We start from the raw sequence: 16,461 nt of genomic DNA, 5'->3' as shown, positions 1-16,461 counted from the left end.
TACTTGATGCTAACCTAGTTCTGTTTCCGATTGTACTGATACCGATAAACTATAAGTCAGGAGGTAAAATAACCTGATCAATTGCGTGGATTACACCGTTAGTACCTGTGATATCTGCCTGCGTCACTTTCGCATCATTGACAGTTACACCGGTAGCAGGATCAACTTTAATGTTGATTGTGCCACCTTCAAGGCTTTTAACTTCGCCAGACTTCAAATCAGTGGACAATACCTTACCAGGGACTACATGGTAAGTTAAGATTTTGATCAATACTTCTTTGTTGGCTGGTTTTAACAATTCTTGCAAAGCATCTGCTGGCAACTTAGCAAAAGCTGCATCAGTGGGTGCAAAAATAGTTAAGTTATCCTTGCCTTGCAAAGCTCCGGTCAATCCTGCTGCTTTCAAAGCCTTGGTTAAGGTGGTAAAAGAAGCGTTTGACTCTGCCAACGCTAACAAGTTTTTGCCTTGATTATCGCTTGCTCCTGGTCCTGGTGGAGGTGTAGTAGGTTGATTTCCCGGAATAGGACGTGGGGTGCGGGTGGGGGGTGCAGGTTCAATAGGTGTAGCGCTACCACCACGGTTATAGGGAGGCTCGTTGAAAATACTTGGTTTGGGATTTAGCGTTCCACCGCCACTATTCTGTGCTAATTGTTGGGGTTTGGTATTGCCCTTTTCTATTTCGGAAGCAGCTTCAGCAGGTGTGTATTGGGTATTTGCTTGAAGGCGTTGTCCCTGGTTATAGGGGACTTCGTTGAAAATACCGGGGTTAGGATTTAGTGCCTCTTTCGCATCAGATGGTAAAGTAATGAGGAGGCTGAAACTAGTAAATCCTGCTATGCCTGTCAACGTGGTCAGTAATTTGCTGTAATTTGTCTTCATAAATGTTTGTTTTTTTGTCCACACACTACATAAAGATTTATAACACTTTGCTATGCACAAAATCTGACGGAAAAGGGAAGTAAGATTTTTCCCAGAATAATTTGTGCTGGTGAGAAAAGATATCCAACCTCAGACGAAGGTGATAAATAAGTATGAAATATATCTAGCACATATTTTATGTAAATTCAGCAAATTTTCTTCATCACATCAAAAAAATTTAAAAAGCCTCACTTAGTGTAGCGCCAACTTTAAGAAAGTATGAAAATCTCACATCTACAAGTTATGAGTTACAATAAGCTGTCATAAAGATTCTACTTAAAAGCCAATTTATATACAAACTTGTACCTAAATTAATAGTTGATTCAAAAATCCTGAATCCCATACGCGAAAAGGCTATATCTCTGAATTAACCATTGATTACTCAGCAAAATCTACAGAAATTAAGTACCTAGATATATTAACCTAGTAGTCCGTGTCATTAGTTTTGATGGGTAGCGCCGGAGCATTATATAATAACGGTGTGTCCGCATATCGGGACACGAGTCTCCGTGCGATCGCTAACAATTTAAAAGTATATTAATTAGGTATATGAATAAAAAACATAGCATTTTTCTTAGTGATGAGCAACGGCTACAACTGGTTGATTTAGTCAAGAAAGGGAAAGCAGGTGCTAGGGAGATTCGTCGCGCACATACGCTACTAATGGCAAACTCTGGTAGTACAGATGAGGCGATAGCAAAAAGCTTACACATATCAATACCAACAGTTGAACGAACTCGCAAACAGTTTTGCACCGATTCCTTATCAGCCACAATGAATGAGCGTCCTCGCAGTGGAAAGCCACCAAAAATAACTTCTAAGGCAGAAACATATTTAATTGCAACAACTTGTTCAGATGTTCCCGATGGTAGCGCTCGTTGGACATTAAAAATGTTGGCAGATAAACTTGTTAGCCTGGAAGTAATAGATAGCGTTAGTACAAATACAATTGGTCGTACATTAAAAAAACGAGTTAAAACCTTGGCTAAAAGAACAATGGTGCATCCCACAAATAAGTTCTGAATTTGTAGCCCGGATGGAAGACGTACTTGATTTATATGCTCAAAGAGTAGACCCAGAGCGACCATTGGTTTGTTTTGACGAAAAATTGTGCGTTCTCATCTCTGATGTTCATGAACCGATACCAGCAACACCCAAAACCGAAGAAAACCGAGGGAAAGTTGAAAAAGAAGATTACGAATACGAGCGAGAGGGTGGCATAAATTAAAGTAACAGCTGAAGACTGAGCCGTTAGGTTTCTTTATATAGGAATCATATTTGATTTCTGAAAAAATCTCGGTAGTCTTGTACTGGATTGTCTAGGCTAAAATGTTGCAAAAAAATTGTAGGTTGGGTGGAGGCTTTGCGTAACCCAACATCCTGATATATGTTGGGTTGCGCTCCGCTCCACCCAACCTACGTCTACGTCTAATGCACTATTAAAGCCATGAGCGTCCACTACGTGCATTTCAAAAATCAAATACTAATCCTATATATGCCGAATTAGATTAAATTAATTTAGTTATTTGATATTTTTAGGACTTACGCAAAACCACACGATGTAGGGGCAATTCATGAATTGCCCTAAGGGACTTCCAAATAAAAAAATATCCAATTATTTATTGTGGGATGGGCGACACGAAAGCCCAGCAACGAAAGGCGCTCATGTTGCCCACCCCATAAGATTGGATAATTTATTTCTTGGAAATCCCTAAGAAGAAAATCACTCTTTTCGGCTATTGTTTGCGTAAGTCCTGATTTTATTGAAGAAGAATTCAGGAGTCAGAATTCAGGAGCGGAGCCGGAGACAAACGACAAGCTCCGGTCAGAATCAATCAGTGGCGGGTCTAAATCCCCGACTGAATTGTTGCACCACAAAACAAGAAAATTTGATGGGGGTGCAAAAACGCCGATTATTCATCCGCTTTTTCGTTCAGAATACCCAACTGAATTCTGGCTCCTGACTCCTGAATTCTGTTTAATAAATCAGAAAATCATATTTTTCTAAATCGATTTTGCCAAAAATCGGGTATAAGTTCAACCCTAATGTCAATTAAATAGACAACAAGCAACTAATCTTAAGAAAAATTAGTTTAACTAAAGATACAATTGTAAAGTTAAGAAGTTGACCAGTTACAAGGGTATACACTATGCTGGAATTATACCAATGGGAACTATCTCAATACTCAGAGAAAGTGCGCCTAATTCTAGATTTTAAAGGACTAGATTACCGCAAAATAGAGGTTACGCCTGGGATTGGACAAGTAGAACTGTTCCGGCTGACTGGTCAAAAACAAGTCCCAGTATTAAAGGATCGTAATAGATATATTGCGGATTCTACGGAAATAGCTAAGTATTTAGACTTAGAGTATCCCGAACGCCCAATAATACCGCAAGATCGCAAAAAACGGGGTTTAACTTTATTAATAGAAGAATGGGCGGATGAGTCCATAGGCATCAAAGGTCGCAAAGCACTATTTGCTGCGATAAGTCAAGATCAAAATTTCCGCAAGTCTTTATTACCCACCTCAACACCAGATATATTTAAAAGTCTGGTTGGAGGAGTACCTAGTGATTTCCTGACACTGTTGGGTTTTGGGGTAGGTTATAGCCCAGATGTCATCCAGTCTGCGATCGCATCCTTAAAACAAGACTTGGAAGCGTTAACATTATTACTGGCAGACAGTCCTTATTTAACAGGAGATGAGCCGACTTTAGCTGACTTAGCTGTGGCTGGTTTGTCGATATTGCTGAAGTTCCCCGATGGACCCTATCTGGATTTACCAGCTTCTATTAGAGGTAAAGGATTGCCAATCTTTACAGAGAATATAGATTATGCACCATTCTTCACCTGGCGCGATCGCCTTTACGCCCAATTCCGCAAACCATTAATTATTACCACTCGAACAACCCCAAGTGCGCCAACTTCTATTGAGATTGACTAGGTAATGGGGCATGGGGCATTGGGCATTGGGCATGGGGCATGGGGCATTGGGAGAGAATAACTCAAGACAAATGACAAATGACAAATGACAAATGACCAATGACTAATCAGATGAATTCGGGACAGCCATTAGGTTCGGTCATTCAAGGTTCTCTGACTGAAGGTTTAGAAGTTCGATTGCATCCTGATATATCTGTGGAAGATATGCGCGTGGGTAAGTTTCTCGTTGTGCAAGGGATGCGATCGCGTTTTTTTTGTATGCTGACAGATGTAGCATTGGGAGCTGCTAATGCACGAATTACTGCTAATCCCCCCAATTGGGAAGACACTTTTTTACGAGATGTTTTAGCCGGAAGTGGTACTTTTGGTACTATCAACCTCGCGCCGATGTTGATGTTCACTCCCGAATCGGAAGAATCTTTTTCTCCCACAAATGGCAAATCGGCAAATCCCTTCGTCCCATCAATGACGGGTTTAGCTTCATTTGTGCCACAAACTAGTACGACGATGGAATTGTTGCCTGTTAAAACTATTCCTAGCCACTTTAGTCAAGTTTACGATGCAAGTGTTGACGATTTTCGCCGGGTATTTGGTTGGGAAGATGACCCCCAAAGGCGCAATTTTTCCATCGGCAAACCTTTGGATATGGATGTGCCCGTTTGTATCGATTTAAACCGCTTCGTGGAACGGAGTAATGGGATTTTCGGGAAATCTGGTACTGGTAAATCCTTTCTAACGAGGCTAATTTTAGCTGGCGTTATCCGTAAAAATGCGGCAGTAAACTTGATTTTTGATATGCACTCTGAGTATGGCTGGGAAGCAGTCGCAGAAGGTAAAAACGTCAGTACTGTTAAGGGTCTAAAGCAACTTTTTCCGAGTAAAGTTGAAGTCTACACCCTCGACCCGGAATCGACAAAGCGCCGGGGTGTGCGTGATGCTCAAGAACTTTATTTGAGTTACGAGCAAATTGAAGTTGAAGATATTAAGTTATGTAGCCGAGATTTAGGACTCTCTGATGCAGCCTTGGATAACGCCAATATTCTATATAGTGAGTTTGGCAAGTCCTGGATTGTCCAGTTGCTAAATATGACTAACGAAGAAATTGAGATGTTCTGCGACGAGAAGCGCGGACACAAAGGCTCGATTATGGCATTGCAGCGCAAACTATTGCGGATGGATAGTTTGAAGTATATGCGAGCGGTTTGTCCCCAGAATTATATTAGTAAAATTGTGCAATGTCTGGAATCTGGGAAGAATGTTGTGATAGAATTTGGTTCCCAGTCTAATATGCTCTCTTATATGTTGGTGACGAATATGATCACCCGCCGTATTCACGAGCATTACGTCAAAAAAGCCGATAAATTCCTGCAAAGCAAAAATCCTAGCGATCGCCCCACGCCATTGATGATTACCATTGAAGAGGCGCACCGTTTCCTTGATCCAGGAGTGGTACAAAGTACCATCTTCGGGACTATTGCCCGTGAACTGCGGAAATATTTTGTCACACTTTTGGTAGTTGATCAACGTCCATCAGGCATAGATAATGAAGTTATGTCCCAGATTGGGACTCGCATTACCGCTTTGCTGAATGATGAAAAAGACATTGACGCGATTTTCACGGGTGTATCTGGTGGTAGTGGACTGCGATCGGTGCTGGCAAAGTTAGACTCGAAGCAACAAGCCTTAATATTGGGTCACGCCGTTCCAATGCCAGTAGTAGTACGTACCCGTCCTTATGACGCAACTTTTTACGAAGAAATTGGTGAGCCAGCCTGGGAAGAAAAACCTGACGCAGAAGTATTCGCTGCTGCTGAACTAGCCAAAGCTGACCTTGGTTTTTAGATAGTCATTTGTCAGTTGTCCTTTGTCCTTTGCAAATGACCAATACTTCTCTACGAGAGGCTGCGTCAACGGCAAGGCTCAGTACACAGGGCTATTTCATTCTCATTTAGTCCGCCTCAGAATGAATTCTGAGTCTAATAGCGAAAGTCGTCTAAAGACGACTAAGAAAAAGTTATAGTCCGTTTTAACGGACTTTAGCTATTAGCTCTGAACTTCAGTTCTGGGCGGTTTCTGTCTAGAACGAAATAGCCCTGCTCAGTACAAGTGACCAATGACCAATGACCAATGACAAATGACAAATGACCAATGACCAATGACTAATGCCCAATTCGTGACATCTCTCCATCGTCACAGCAAATTAAGTTCGGTTATCCCGCTAGTTTTAGCAACAGAAGAGCGGTTTTTCGCGTCACTATAGATATAGTCAGTAATTTCAAGGAGGTTTAATTTTATTTTGCAAATGAGCAATTTTGAATTATAATTATATGCTTTATCTGAAGATACTTTACTATTTGCCTGATTTATCGTAGTATAAAGCTAAGTAGAACTCATACCGACTTCGGATTATCGAGATAATGTCAGTAACTGCTCAAAAGAAAAATTCTCAAAAATAACCAGCGTGCTTATAAGAGATTGAAAATTTAGGGAAGGTAGGGGAACCTATCATTCGGGGCTTACCGTCTTAAAAACGGCTGTATCAATTGATAATTACTTTTGGTAGCTCCCGATATTTGGTGATAGATGTACTAGCTTTATCCATCGATCTTAGTAAGAAAATATACATTGTGTTTACGGAGTAGAGGAAAACGCACCAATGCCTACTGTCAACACCCAAACGGAAAACCTCAATACCAAATCCACGGTTGATATGGTGCGAACCTATCTGCGGGAAATTGGACGTGTACCACTGCTAACCCGTGAACAAGAAATTGTCTTTGGGAAGCAGGTGCAACAAATGATGACGCTCATCGACGCCAAGGAAGCTTTGGCGAAGAAGCTGCAACGCGAACCGAATATGTCAGAGTGGGCTGACCAAGTTGAACAATCGGAAACCGAGGTACAACAAACGGTGGCGCAAGGTAAGCGGGCAAAGCAAAAAATGATCGAAGCGAATTTGCGCTTGGTGGTTGCTATTGCCAAAAAGTACCAAAAGCGGAATATGGAGTTTCTGGATTTAATCCAGGAAGGAACACTAGGATTAGAGCGGGGTGTAGAGAAATTTGACCCAACCAGGGGTTATAAGTTCTCGACTTACGCTTACTGGTGGATTCGCCAAGCAATTACCCGCGCGATCGCCCAGCAAGGTCGCACCATTCGCTTACCGATCCACATTACCGAAAAACTGAACAAAATCAAAAAAGTGCAGCGCGAGTTGGCTCAAAGCTTGGGGCGATCGCCGACTCCAGCCGAAATTGGCAAAGAACTGGAACTAGAACCTGCTCAGATCCGCGAGTATCTGAATATGGCGCGTCAACCAGTCTCTTTGGATGTGCGAGTTGGCGAGAACCAGGATACTGAGTTGCAAGAAATGCTCGAAGATGATGGACCATCACCAGAGTATTACACCAACCAGGAATTCTTACGCCAAGACTTGAACAACCTGCTAGCGGAACTAACCCCGCAACAGCGAGAAGTTGTAGCCTTACGCTTTGGTTTAGAGGATGGTAACGAAATGTCATTGGCGAAAGTGGGTGAGAGATTGAGTCTCAGCCGTGAACGCGTCCGTCAGTTAGAGCATCAAGCTTTGGCTCATCTGCGTCGCCGTCGTGCCAATGTCCAAGAATACGTTGCTAGCTAAATGTAGAGACGTAGCATTGCTACGTCTCCATAAGGTGACGCGCCTCCTGAATTCAGGGGGCGATTTTTTTATGCTGATAACCTAATACACTTGGGTTACTCCTACTGATTTAATGGTTGTAGGTCGGATGCGATCGCATTGTCACCGGATGCAAGCCCATCATTAGTAGTTTTGATGCTGCGGAGCGTTTGCTCAAGATAATTAACGAAAAGTGCAGTAGTTTAGCAAATTTTCCCAATATGGGACGCAAGCGTAATGAACTTTTACCTTTATTACGTAGCTTTGCTGTAGATGATTATCTGATTTTCTATCGTGGGATGTCTCCGATGGTAACAGAGCTTTGTCGTTCGCGCAGCGTCTCGTAGAGAAGTGCGAGCTACGCCTACGCAAGCATTCGGCTCAATGATATACCAAAATGAATGCGTGAATTACTCAAATGAGAAAATATTCAGGCAATTGAGAAAGTAAAAGCTGCTTTTGTTTGTGGAAAACACTAAAATGCCAAATTAAAAGCTGCTTTTGAAGAAGTAAAAGCTGCTTTTGTTTGTGGAAAACACTGAAATGCCAAATTAAAAGTTGCTTTTGAAGAAGTAAAAGCTGCTTTTGTTTGTGGAAAACACTGAAATGCCAAATTGAAAGCAGCTTTTGAAGAAGTAAAAGCTGCTTTTGAGTAAGCAATCACGCATTTACTTAATTTAATATGAATTTTAGTCTAGGCGATCGCGAAGACCTGCTAAATTTTCACGGACAGTAATAGTATGGGGGTGATTTATCCCTAACTGTTGCTCAACAATATCTAAAGCTTGGATGTAAAGGGGTTCGGCTTCGCTGTATCTGCCTTGGGATTGGTAGAGTAACGCTAGGTTGTTGAGGCTATTGGCGACATCTGGATGTGATTCTCCCAGCAGCTTGCGCCTGAGTGCTAAAGCTTGGATGTAAAGGGGTTCGGCTTTGCTGTATCTGCCTTGGGATTCGTAGAGTCCCGCTAGGTTGTTGAGGCTAGCGGCGAAAGATGGATGTTCTTCTCCCAGCAACTTGCGCTTGAGTGCTAAAGCTTGGATGTAAAGGGGTTCGGCTTCGCTGTATCTGCCTTGGGAATCGTAGAGTCCCGCTAGGTTGTTGAGGCTAGCGGCGACAGATGGATGTTCTTCTCCCAGCAACTTATGCCTGAATGCTAAAGCTTGGATGTAAAGGGGTTCGGCTTCGCTGTATCTGCCTTGGGAACAGTAGAGTTCTGCTAGGTTGTTGAGGCTAGTGGCAACATCTGGATGTTCTTCACCCAGCAGCTTGCGGTAGAGTGCTAAAGCTTGGATGTAAAGGGGTTCGGCTTCGCTGTATCTGCCTTGGGAACAGTAGAGTTCTGCTAGGTTGTTGAGGCTAGTGGCGACAGATGGATGTTCTTCTCCCAGCAGCTTGCGCGTGAGTGCTAAAGCTTGGATGAAAAGGGGTTCGGCTTCGCTGTATCTGCCTTGAGATTTGTAGAGTAACGCTAGGTTGTTGAGGCTAGAGGCGACAGATGGATGTTCTTTTAACCCTAATTCTTTTTGCAATTCCAGCGCTTTATAAATATACTTAATTGCTAAATCTAATTCTTGTTGATAGTCCTGGGCTTCACCTCTATCTAATCTCTGTGTGTAAATGTTCGCCAATGTAATATACAAACTTGCTAATTTTGCGTCTTTAATTTCGCTTTGCTGTTCTAGTTGCTGAATTAATCTTTGTAAATCTTCAATGGGTAAAAAATATTCATTCTCACTATTAAAGTTTTCTAATTCCGTACTTCTTAACGCAAAACGTATCGCCTCAACTTCTCTCGCAGAAATCACATTTTTAGCATGGGAAACAAACCGAAATACTCCATTACGCCAACTCCAGAAATCCGGCGCTTTTTTCATTAAATTAATCATCAATTGATGCGTCACCCACAGGACAATCGCAAAGGGAAATTTCCCCAAAGCTTCCCTTGTCCACTGCAAATAACCAAAGAACTTTTCTTGTGCTGATTGTTCTTCCCCTAGCCTGAGAAAAAGCAACTTTTCTGCACCCGTGACAGTTATCACTGCTGGTTGATACTGTTGTAGACATTCTTCCTTTTCTAATAGTTGTTGAATAGCGGCTTTTAAATTAGGTTCTTTTTCGTCTAATGTAACACTATAAGTACAAAAATGAGGTTTTAATTCTGTTTCATAGCGGTCAATTATTTGATTCCGAAAATCAGCATTATCACAAACACCAATAAGTAAATTAAATTTACCTTCTCCCGCTTCAATAGAGACAATTAAATCATCAAAAGCATCTTGATTTTTTTGATCGGGGTTAATATTTTTATTCTGATTATTGGCTGTCATCAATTAACCCCTCCTCACGCAATAATTCGACAACAATAGGATGAACATCATACCAATTTTGACGGTTGCGATATTCAAGCACATAAAGCCCATGTAATAAGTCGAGAAATTCTTGCTGTTTCGGGTCTTCTGGCTTAAAATTTTGATAAGTTGTTTGCAAGATTCGATAATCTACACTACCTAAAGGCATAGCAAAATCATTGCGGATATTATTAATTGCTTGGTCTAGAATTTCATCATTAATTATTACTTTATCTTCTGGTTTACGGCGAATTAACCGCAGACAAATCCGACAACATTCATTAGAAATGCGAATTAATTCCCGCAATACACCACCACTATTTAAAACTATTTTTTCTGCTGTTGATGATTCGAGTAAATTATTTGAGATTCGTTTAGTCAATATTTCACAAAGAATCTTCAAGTTTTCTGGAAATGGTGTAGCATTTGCTAAATGACTCTCCCCTTTTTTAAATAACTTTAAAACAGGCATTACTACAACTTGGTCATTAGTTTCATTTTCAATAGTTGGTTTGAGTGCTGTTTCCCGCAAAGCTGCAATGGGGATAGTATAAATAATCCTAAATCCAGGCAAACAAAGAGCTTTGATATTATCTTTAAATAGATGATTAACTACTGCTAAATCAAGTTTATCTAAATCATCAAGAATTACTAATATTTGTTTTTTTGTAACCGCTTGAATTGCTGCGGCAATAATATTTAATTGAGCGACTAACTCAGAAATTTTGCGCTCAAATTCTTGTTTTAGTTCATAACGAATTTTCGAGTCAACTTTTAATTTTACACTAAATAATTTCAATATATTAAAATCTTTAGAAGCTTCCCTTTCAATATTGGTTTCTTCCGTGCGAACGCGGGTAGCAAACCATTTATCAATCGCATTTTTAGTAGAAGCAGGAATATCAATTTGACGCGCTTCCGCTTCCAACATTAAATTAACAGCAATAGAAAAAAGGACATTAATATGATTTACGTCAGACATTTCTATAGTGTCAGCAATAGAAAATAAAACAACAAAATATTTATCTTCTATTCTCCGGCTAAATTCCGCCAACAAAGTAGACTTACCACATCCCCGATGTCCCGTGAAAACAACCTTCCCATCTGAATTGGGACTATCTTCAATTAGCTGTATCAATTCATCAATAGTATCTTCGCCATACTCTACCCGAAACCGTCGTAAATCATTCTCTTCAATTAAGGGTAACAGTTCCAAATTGCGATAAGCTTCTTGAAACGACTTGAGTAAATCTTCAGTCATAGAATAGAATAGGGTAAATATTATTAACCTGCACCACAGTTAATTATCACCCATTTTCCCACAGATGGAAATCCAAATTGATCGTTCCTGGGCAGAGGGATGATTTTATCTAAACCCCCACAACCCATCAAGATTGCAAGTTAATTTGGTCACGAGATTTACACCGTCGCAACCCTTTCTCAATCTCACGCACTTTCACGTCTAGGCGCAGCCTTCCTCGATCTACGGGACTAGCTGCAAGTACCACAATTGTTTTGACAGTAGGACTATTGCTCGTAATTGAGTAAAAAAAGTTATCATCAAAACTCAGTACTCAGCTAAGGTTTAATTTGTGATTAACATCACCCAATGGGATGAATCTATTGGATAAAGAATAAATAGTCTAACTGATGGTAATCTAAGATTGATAAGTTAAATGAAAACTTTATTTTTTGACAGTTTTCTTTTTTGGACAATAGTAATATTAAGTCGTTAACAGAGTCTTTGACAATTAAGACTTGGTTATAGTTTAAGTAAGTTATAGAGAACTTAGTTAGTTTTTTAACAGGAGAAGTAGGGTGCTTAACAACCTTCATCAATTATTATCTCCCCGTCAGTGGGGAATTTCCCTCGCGGGCTTAGGCTTACTTCTCGGTTTGGGCTTTATAGCCAAGCAAACTCAAGTAGTATCATTTACAAATTCTCGATTATCATCGCCTCAAATTGAGAAAAGCTCCGAACCCTCTCTTCTGTCGCAGCTAAGAAGAGTTCGAGACCAGAGAAGTCAACTTAATGCCGCTTCTGGAGATAGAGAGCTTTTTGGCCATAAGATCGGAAAAACACAAACTACAACCACCGCGCTGGTTCCAGGTTCTCAGGGAGCGACAAAAGGCGCGGGAGTTTTACCACAAGCGAATTTTCCTGAAAAAGATGGGGTTTATCTCTATGGTCAATCCCCAAAACCAAACCAGCTTGGTCAAGCTTACATCATATTTCAAAAGCAGCAGGAGAAGGTAACGGGTGCATTGTATATGCCGCAATCAGAGTTTAATTGTTTTCAGGGTACACTCAACCCATCAGGAGAGTTGGCGATGACGGTTAATGGTTCAGCAAATGAAGCTAGCTCTAATCAGTCGAATCAGGTAGCTACAAGCAGTAGATTGCCTAAAGTCGGTGAAGACGAATCAAGCAGTTATGCTTACTCGGTGGCTCTGCAAGACTTTTACCGATTAAATTCTATCACTGCTAGCGATCGCCGCACATTGCAAATGTGCAAATAATCTCCAAGTTAATACTCAATTCCTGGTTGCGCCTTCACACCTTGATCGCGGAAAGGGTGCTTAACTAAGGTCATTTCGGTTACGAGGTCAGCACGCTCAATTAAAGCAGCCGGTGCGCCTCTACCTGTGAGAATAACGTGTTTGTTAGCTGGTTTTTGCGCCAAACCTGCTAAAACGTCTTCTACTGGTAAGTAAGACATTTTCAGGGCGATATTGATTTCGTCTAACAAGACCAGCTGAAAGTCTGGGTTGCGGATATATTCTAATGATTTCTCCCAGGCGGCGCTAGCTTTGTCGAGATCGCGATCGCGGTCTTGAGTTTCCCAGGTAAAGCCTTCGCCCATTGCGTGAAATTCTATCTGGTCTTCCCAATAGCTGAAAACCCTTTTTTCGGAAGGTTCCCAGCTACCTTTGATGAATTGGACGATCGCTACTTTATACCCGTGACCTAGCGATCGTAACACCATCCCTAAAGCCGCAGTAGTTTTACCCTTACCGTTACCAGTATTTACAATAATTAACCCTTTTTCTGGTACAGCTTCTGCGATGCGCTTATCTTGGACTTCTTTGCGTCGCTGCATCTTTTTGCGGTACTGTTCATCAGTCAGAGATGAAGACATTACCTCATCAATCAAGCGCCCAATTTCTTGGTCTGGGTTCAATTCGTGCGGTGTATCGTTTTTCATCAAGCTTGTCTAGAAATAACTGTTAAAAGTGTTGAGAATGAACCAAAATCGTCTTACTTATCTAATTTCACTTAAATTACTTGATTGGAAATGTCCAGTAAGTTTTCATGTGAAATATTAATAGTGTGTTAGCTTTATTAATGATTTGCAGACAAGTAGAAATATATATGATACACAAGCTGAACTTATAATTTGGGTTTACTATTACTGTTTTAAATAATTTAATATGTTCATTAAAGTAGTTTACCAGTAAAAATTTATTATTATCTCCTTTGCTATAGTCATGAATTAGACTACCAACCGAGAGCGTTGGTTTAAGTGCCAGAGGTATGATGTCTGATATCGGGAGTTGTGCATTTATGGATGTTGTTGTTTCCATTTTTCCCATAAAGGCTGCCTATCCTCTGGTTGCCCGTCATAGTTGAGCAATTGGTCTGAAATTATCACCCATGACTGGGCACTGCGTGTCCAAATGTTACCCACTGGGCGTAACCAACTTGTATCATCTAAGGTTCCGGCTTTGACATTGATAGTATTTGAGTTGTAAGTCCGTTCATGGAACAATCGCGTTCCGCAGTCGCCACAAAACAGGTTATTTACTTCACGTCCACTATCATTTTTCCGAGTCCAAGCTTTCGGTTTTCCCTGAACAATTACAACAGCATCTCGTAGTACTGTGAGAGACATTCCAAAGGCACTAGACGATTGTTTTTGACACTCTTTGCAGTGGCATAGGTAAAGGGTTAACGGTTGGGCATGAATTTCATAACGAATCTGTCCACATTGACAACCTCCAGTATATGGAAGACTCACAGGTTTTATCTCCTGATAATTTGTGTTGCTTTATTGTAACTAAAGCTATCTCAATCTTAAAGCTGGTTGTAGCAGACACAAACAAAAAACACGGGGACTTAACAATTCAAAATTCAAAATTCAAAATTCAAAATTCAAAATTCAAGACATTTCAGACGAAGAGAAGTGCCTTGCGGGGGTTCCCCCCGTTGTGGCAACTTCGGGGGATTTAAACCCCGACCGAAATGGGTGCTATATGTAGATGTAGGGGTCTTAAACCCTTTAATTTACGATAAGAAAATTTTAATTCTCCACGCCTCCCTAAATCTTCCTTATCCATCATCTTCATCCAATTCATCATCCTCACTCCAATACTGTTGAGGTGCATTTCCGTGAACTTCTAAAATTTTTGCTTTTTTGATTTTGTTATCAGGTGGATTAATTGCTTCTAACTGCACATCAAATTTCCAGTTGTCACCAAAATCATAAAGATAGGTCATTTTAGCACCGGGTTCTAAAGGCAAATCACCAATCTGCACTTGGTCTGCAAATGGGGGTGTTTCCATATAGGGATGACCGATTTTGATTATGCGACCAAAATGGTCTTTATAACTAAACTCGTACAGGTGATCGTAATCAAAGTCAAAAGCATCGAGAATTGTCTCTGCTAGCCAGCTTAATGGTTTTTTCGCTGGTATGGCAATGCGTCTCCAAGCCTTAGAAATGAACACTTTAAAAATATATATACCATCGGTAAAGCCTTGCTTGGGAACAAGTAAATTATGCTCCCATTCTGGAAAAAATGGTTGAAAATGTGACTGTAATTTTCCAAAAGTCACATTTACCTCATCCTGTAATTCTCCTCGTATACCCAATGGAAAGAGTAATTGCAACAGAGCATCACCAAAGGGTAAGCGTTGTAAACTAGTAATGCGCCACCCCTTGCCTTCTTGTGGTTTTCCATGTTTGATAGATAACAATCCAAATAACTCTAACAAAGCAACGTTATGCAGTCCGGGGTAATAACTAATATCGTGTTGGTTTTCATATTTAGGAAATTCTAAACCTTTATCTGGAACGCGAGGCCAAAGTTGAATGCATCTAAATAAATTACCGAATGAGTCTTGATGCTCACCCAAAATTTCATTATTTCCCCAAATTAACCAAGCTTCTAATAAGTTGAAATAGCGTTCTGTTGGGTTGAGATTTGACCATGATTCTAAGGTGGCTGCGTCTAATACTAAAATTTGCTTCTTACCTTGCGATCTAATTTGGGCTAACCCAGAACTGCGTAATAACAGATATAGTCCATTAATGTAGGGGTATGATTTCTGTACGGGGCGTTTGAGTTTAGTTTCAATTGGGTGACTTAACTGAGAATTAAGTTCTGATAGTATTTTTAGCGGTAGAAGGTTATTAACACTACTAACTTCCACTCCATTTGGTTGTAAGAAATCTATCAGAGTTTGAAAGTCATGCAGAATCGTACCGGGTTGATTTTCATCAATGCTGAGTTCTTGTAGAAGTTGTTGTTGTGACTCTGTTAAGGAAGGCAGTTCAGGATTGAGTGTGCGTTCTAGCCGCGCAAATAAATCTTCCATAAATAAAAATTCTAAATTCTAAATTCACAATTTAACCTTCCGTAAAACCCTGTTCTCTTTATAAGAAGAATTCAGAACTCAGGAGTCAGAATTCAGAATTGAATTCTGTACGAGTGGATGATGAATATTGGTTAAAACCTCGCCCGAAGTCAAGCGAAAAAAATCAAAATATTCTCGCCTTAAAACTCTATCCCTTTATAAGTAGAGTATTCAAAATTGGTGAATTCTGTATTCCGACTCCTGTTTTATACTATGACTTCAGCAGTTACCCTAAAAACATTGACCCGCCAAGTGTCACCGCAGGACTATCAACACCGTAAGCTTAGTGAGATGTGAATGATAATATTTTCACCTTCTAGTTGACAATCCCAGGAATTTGATATGAATAGTAACACTCGTCTACAGATGATTTTAGCTGATACACGTATTGATATAGTATTAAGAGCGATCGCACAACTAAATCTACCTAACTGGTGGTTAGCCGGAGGTGCAGTCCGAAACACCGTTTGGCATTCAATTTTTGGCGATAATTGTGGGTTAGGTATTAAAGATTTTGATATTGCGTTCTTTGATATAGAGGGGAATCGTTCCCAAGAACTAGCAGCAAAGGTGACTCTCACAAAACTGTTTCCTCATGACGAGTTTGATGTCAAAAATCAAGCCAGTTTTGCTCGTTGGCGGCTTGGCAGCAGACCTTATACTAGTACAGAGGATGCGATCGCAGATTGGCTGCACACTGCTACTGCTGTGGGAGTTCGACTAGATGCCCAAAACCAATGGCAATTTTTTACTCCCTACGGGTTAGATGACCTATATGGTGGCATTATTCGACCTACGCCAGCACATACTCATAACCTAGATGCCGAGAATAAGGCATCTGGGTTTTTACAAAAGTGTCCTTATCTGCGGTTGGCGTAAAGTTACAGTCGGGTTTCCTTATATCTTGCACCAGGCGACTGGAAGTCGCGGCTACACAGGCGAAACCCACCT

At 40.7% G+C, this 16,461-nt stretch carries 15 protein-coding genes; 9 read left to right on the top strand and 6 right to left on the bottom strand.

The window, feature by feature from the left end; translation table 11 throughout:
- Positions 1-49: 49 nt before the first annotated feature.
- Complete coding sequence (locus V7K27_RS04585) at positions 50-880, bottom strand: fasciclin domain-containing protein (protein ID WP_334944753.1); 831 nt, start codon at positions 878-880, stop codon at positions 50-52.
- 588 nt (positions 881-1,468) lie between these two features.
- Between V7K27_RS04585 and V7K27_RS04580 the strand changes: the two genes are divergently transcribed.
- From V7K27_RS04580 to V7K27_RS04555, 6 genes are all read left to right on the top strand, one after another.
- Complete coding sequence (locus V7K27_RS04580; protein WP_334944751.1) at positions 1,469-1,942, top strand: helix-turn-helix domain-containing protein; 474 nt, start codon at positions 1,469-1,471, stop codon at positions 1,940-1,942.
- A 13-nt stretch (positions 1,943-1,955) separates the two neighbouring features.
- Positions 1,956-2,147, top strand: a complete 192-nt coding sequence (locus V7K27_RS04575) for a hypothetical protein (RefSeq protein ID WP_334944750.1) — start codon at positions 1,956-1,958, stop codon at positions 2,145-2,147.
- 922 nt (positions 2,148-3,069) lie between these two features.
- Positions 3,070-3,864 carry a glutathione S-transferase family protein gene (locus V7K27_RS04570; RefSeq protein ID WP_334944748.1) on the top strand — a complete coding sequence of 265 codons (795 nt, stop codon included), beginning with the start codon at positions 3,070-3,072 and terminating at the stop codon, positions 3,862-3,864.
- 110 nt (positions 3,865-3,974) lie between these two features.
- The gene (locus V7K27_RS04565) at positions 3,975-5,705 is read left to right on the top strand and encodes an ATP-binding protein (RefSeq protein ID WP_334944792.1); all 1,731 of its coding nucleotides are present in this window, start codon (positions 3,975-3,977) and stop codon (positions 5,703-5,705) included.
- An 814-nt stretch (positions 5,706-6,519) separates the two neighbouring features.
- Positions 6,520-7,503, top strand: a complete 984-nt coding sequence (locus V7K27_RS04560; RefSeq protein WP_334944746.1) for an RNA polymerase sigma factor, RpoD/SigA family — start codon at positions 6,520-6,522, stop codon at positions 7,501-7,503.
- A 188-nt stretch (positions 7,504-7,691) separates the two neighbouring features.
- Positions 7,692-7,868, top strand: a complete 177-nt coding sequence (locus V7K27_RS04555) for a type II toxin-antitoxin system RelE/ParE family toxin (RefSeq protein WP_334944744.1) — start codon at positions 7,692-7,694, stop codon at positions 7,866-7,868.
- Positions 7,869-8,210: 342 nt separating this feature from the next.
- On the opposite strand, the gene V7K27_RS04550 is transcribed toward V7K27_RS04555, so the two are convergent.
- Together V7K27_RS04550 and V7K27_RS04545 are read right to left on the bottom strand one after the other, a co-directional pair.
- Entirely contained in the window at positions 8,211-9,851 is a 1,641-nt protein-coding gene (locus tag V7K27_RS04550) for a tetratricopeptide repeat protein (protein ID WP_334944742.1), read from the bottom strand.
- Entirely contained in the window at positions 9,838-11,133 is a 1,296-nt protein-coding gene (locus V7K27_RS04545) for an ATP-binding protein (protein WP_334944740.1), read from the bottom strand. Before V7K27_RS04545 ends, V7K27_RS04550 begins: the two co-directional genes overlap by 14 nt.
- Positions 11,134-11,690: 557 nt before the next feature.
- Here V7K27_RS04545 and V7K27_RS04540 point away from each other — a divergent pair.
- Complete coding sequence (locus V7K27_RS04540; protein ID WP_334944738.1) at positions 11,691-12,392, top strand: hypothetical protein; 702 nt, start codon at positions 11,691-11,693, stop codon at positions 12,390-12,392.
- A gap of 8 nt (positions 12,393-12,400) precedes the next feature.
- Here the strand turns inward: V7K27_RS04540 and cobO are convergent, their stop codons facing one another.
- The 3 genes from cobO to V7K27_RS04525 form a co-directional block, all read right to left on the bottom strand.
- Positions 12,401-13,078 carry a cob(I)yrinic acid a,c-diamide adenosyltransferase gene (cobO, locus tag V7K27_RS04535; protein WP_334944736.1) on the bottom strand — a complete coding sequence of 226 codons (678 nt, stop codon included), beginning with the start codon at positions 13,076-13,078 and terminating at the stop codon, positions 12,401-12,403.
- A 357-nt stretch (positions 13,079-13,435) separates the two neighbouring features.
- Complete coding sequence (locus tag V7K27_RS04530; protein WP_292801786.1) at positions 13,436-13,891, bottom strand: GFA family protein; 456 nt, start codon at positions 13,889-13,891, stop codon at positions 13,436-13,438.
- A 311-nt stretch (positions 13,892-14,202) separates the two neighbouring features.
- The gene (locus V7K27_RS04525; protein ID WP_334944734.1) at positions 14,203-15,471 is read right to left on the bottom strand and encodes a plasmid pRiA4b ORF-3 family protein; all 1,269 of its coding nucleotides are present in this window, start codon (positions 15,469-15,471) and stop codon (positions 14,203-14,205) included.
- 98 nt (positions 15,472-15,569) lie between these two features.
- On the opposite strand from V7K27_RS04525, the gene V7K27_RS04520 reads away from it, so the two are divergent.
- Together V7K27_RS04520 and V7K27_RS04515 are read left to right on the top strand one after the other, a co-directional pair.
- The gene (locus V7K27_RS04520; protein ID WP_334944732.1) at positions 15,570-15,791 is read left to right on the top strand and encodes a hypothetical protein; all 222 of its coding nucleotides are present in this window, start codon (positions 15,570-15,572) and stop codon (positions 15,789-15,791) included.
- 61 nt (positions 15,792-15,852) lie between these two features.
- Positions 15,853-16,389, top strand: a complete 537-nt coding sequence (locus tag V7K27_RS04515) for a nucleotidyltransferase family protein (protein WP_334944730.1) — start codon at positions 15,853-15,855, stop codon at positions 16,387-16,389.
- Positions 16,390-16,461: the final 72 nt, after the last annotated feature.

Origin of the sequence: Nostoc sp. (assembly GCF_036919575.1) — a bacterium.
Classification (GTDB): Bacteria; Cyanobacteriota; Cyanobacteriia; order Cyanobacteriales; family Nostocaceae; genus Nostoc.
Note: the sequence above shows the minus strand (reverse complement) of the source record. Positions and strands in the feature narration are given on the sequence as shown.

Coding starts and splice junctions, on each gene's coding strand:
- V7K27_RS04585 (WP_334944753.1), bottom strand. CDS start 880: ATGAAGACAAATTACAGCAAATTACTGACCACGTTGACAGGCATAGCA.
- V7K27_RS04580 (WP_334944751.1), top strand. CDS start 1,469: ATGAATAAAAAACATAGCATTTTTCTTAGTGATGAGCAACGGCTACAA.
- V7K27_RS04575 (WP_334944750.1), top strand. CDS start 1,956: ATGGAAGACGTACTTGATTTATATGCTCAAAGAGTAGACCCAGAGCGA.
- V7K27_RS04570 (WP_334944748.1), top strand. CDS start 3,070: ATGCTGGAATTATACCAATGGGAACTATCTCAATACTCAGAGAAAGTG.
- V7K27_RS04565 (WP_334944792.1), top strand. CDS start 3,975: ATGAATTCGGGACAGCCATTAGGTTCGGTCATTCAAGGTTCTCTGACT.
- V7K27_RS04560 (WP_334944746.1), top strand. CDS start 6,520: ATGCCTACTGTCAACACCCAAACGGAAAACCTCAATACCAAATCCACG.
- V7K27_RS04550 (WP_334944742.1), bottom strand. CDS start 9,851: ATGACAGCCAATAATCAGAATAAAAATATTAACCCCGATCAAAAAAAT.
- V7K27_RS04545 (WP_334944740.1), bottom strand. CDS start 11,133: ATGACTGAAGATTTACTCAAGTCGTTTCAAGAAGCTTATCGCAATTTG.
- cobO (WP_334944736.1), bottom strand. CDS start 13,078: ATGAAAAACGATACACCGCACGAATTGAACCCAGACCAAGAAATTGGG.
- V7K27_RS04525 (WP_334944734.1), bottom strand. CDS start 15,471: ATGGAAGATTTATTTGCGCGGCTAGAACGCACACTCAATCCTGAACTG.
- V7K27_RS04515 (WP_334944730.1), top strand. CDS start 15,853: ATGAATAGTAACACTCGTCTACAGATGATTTTAGCTGATACACGTATT.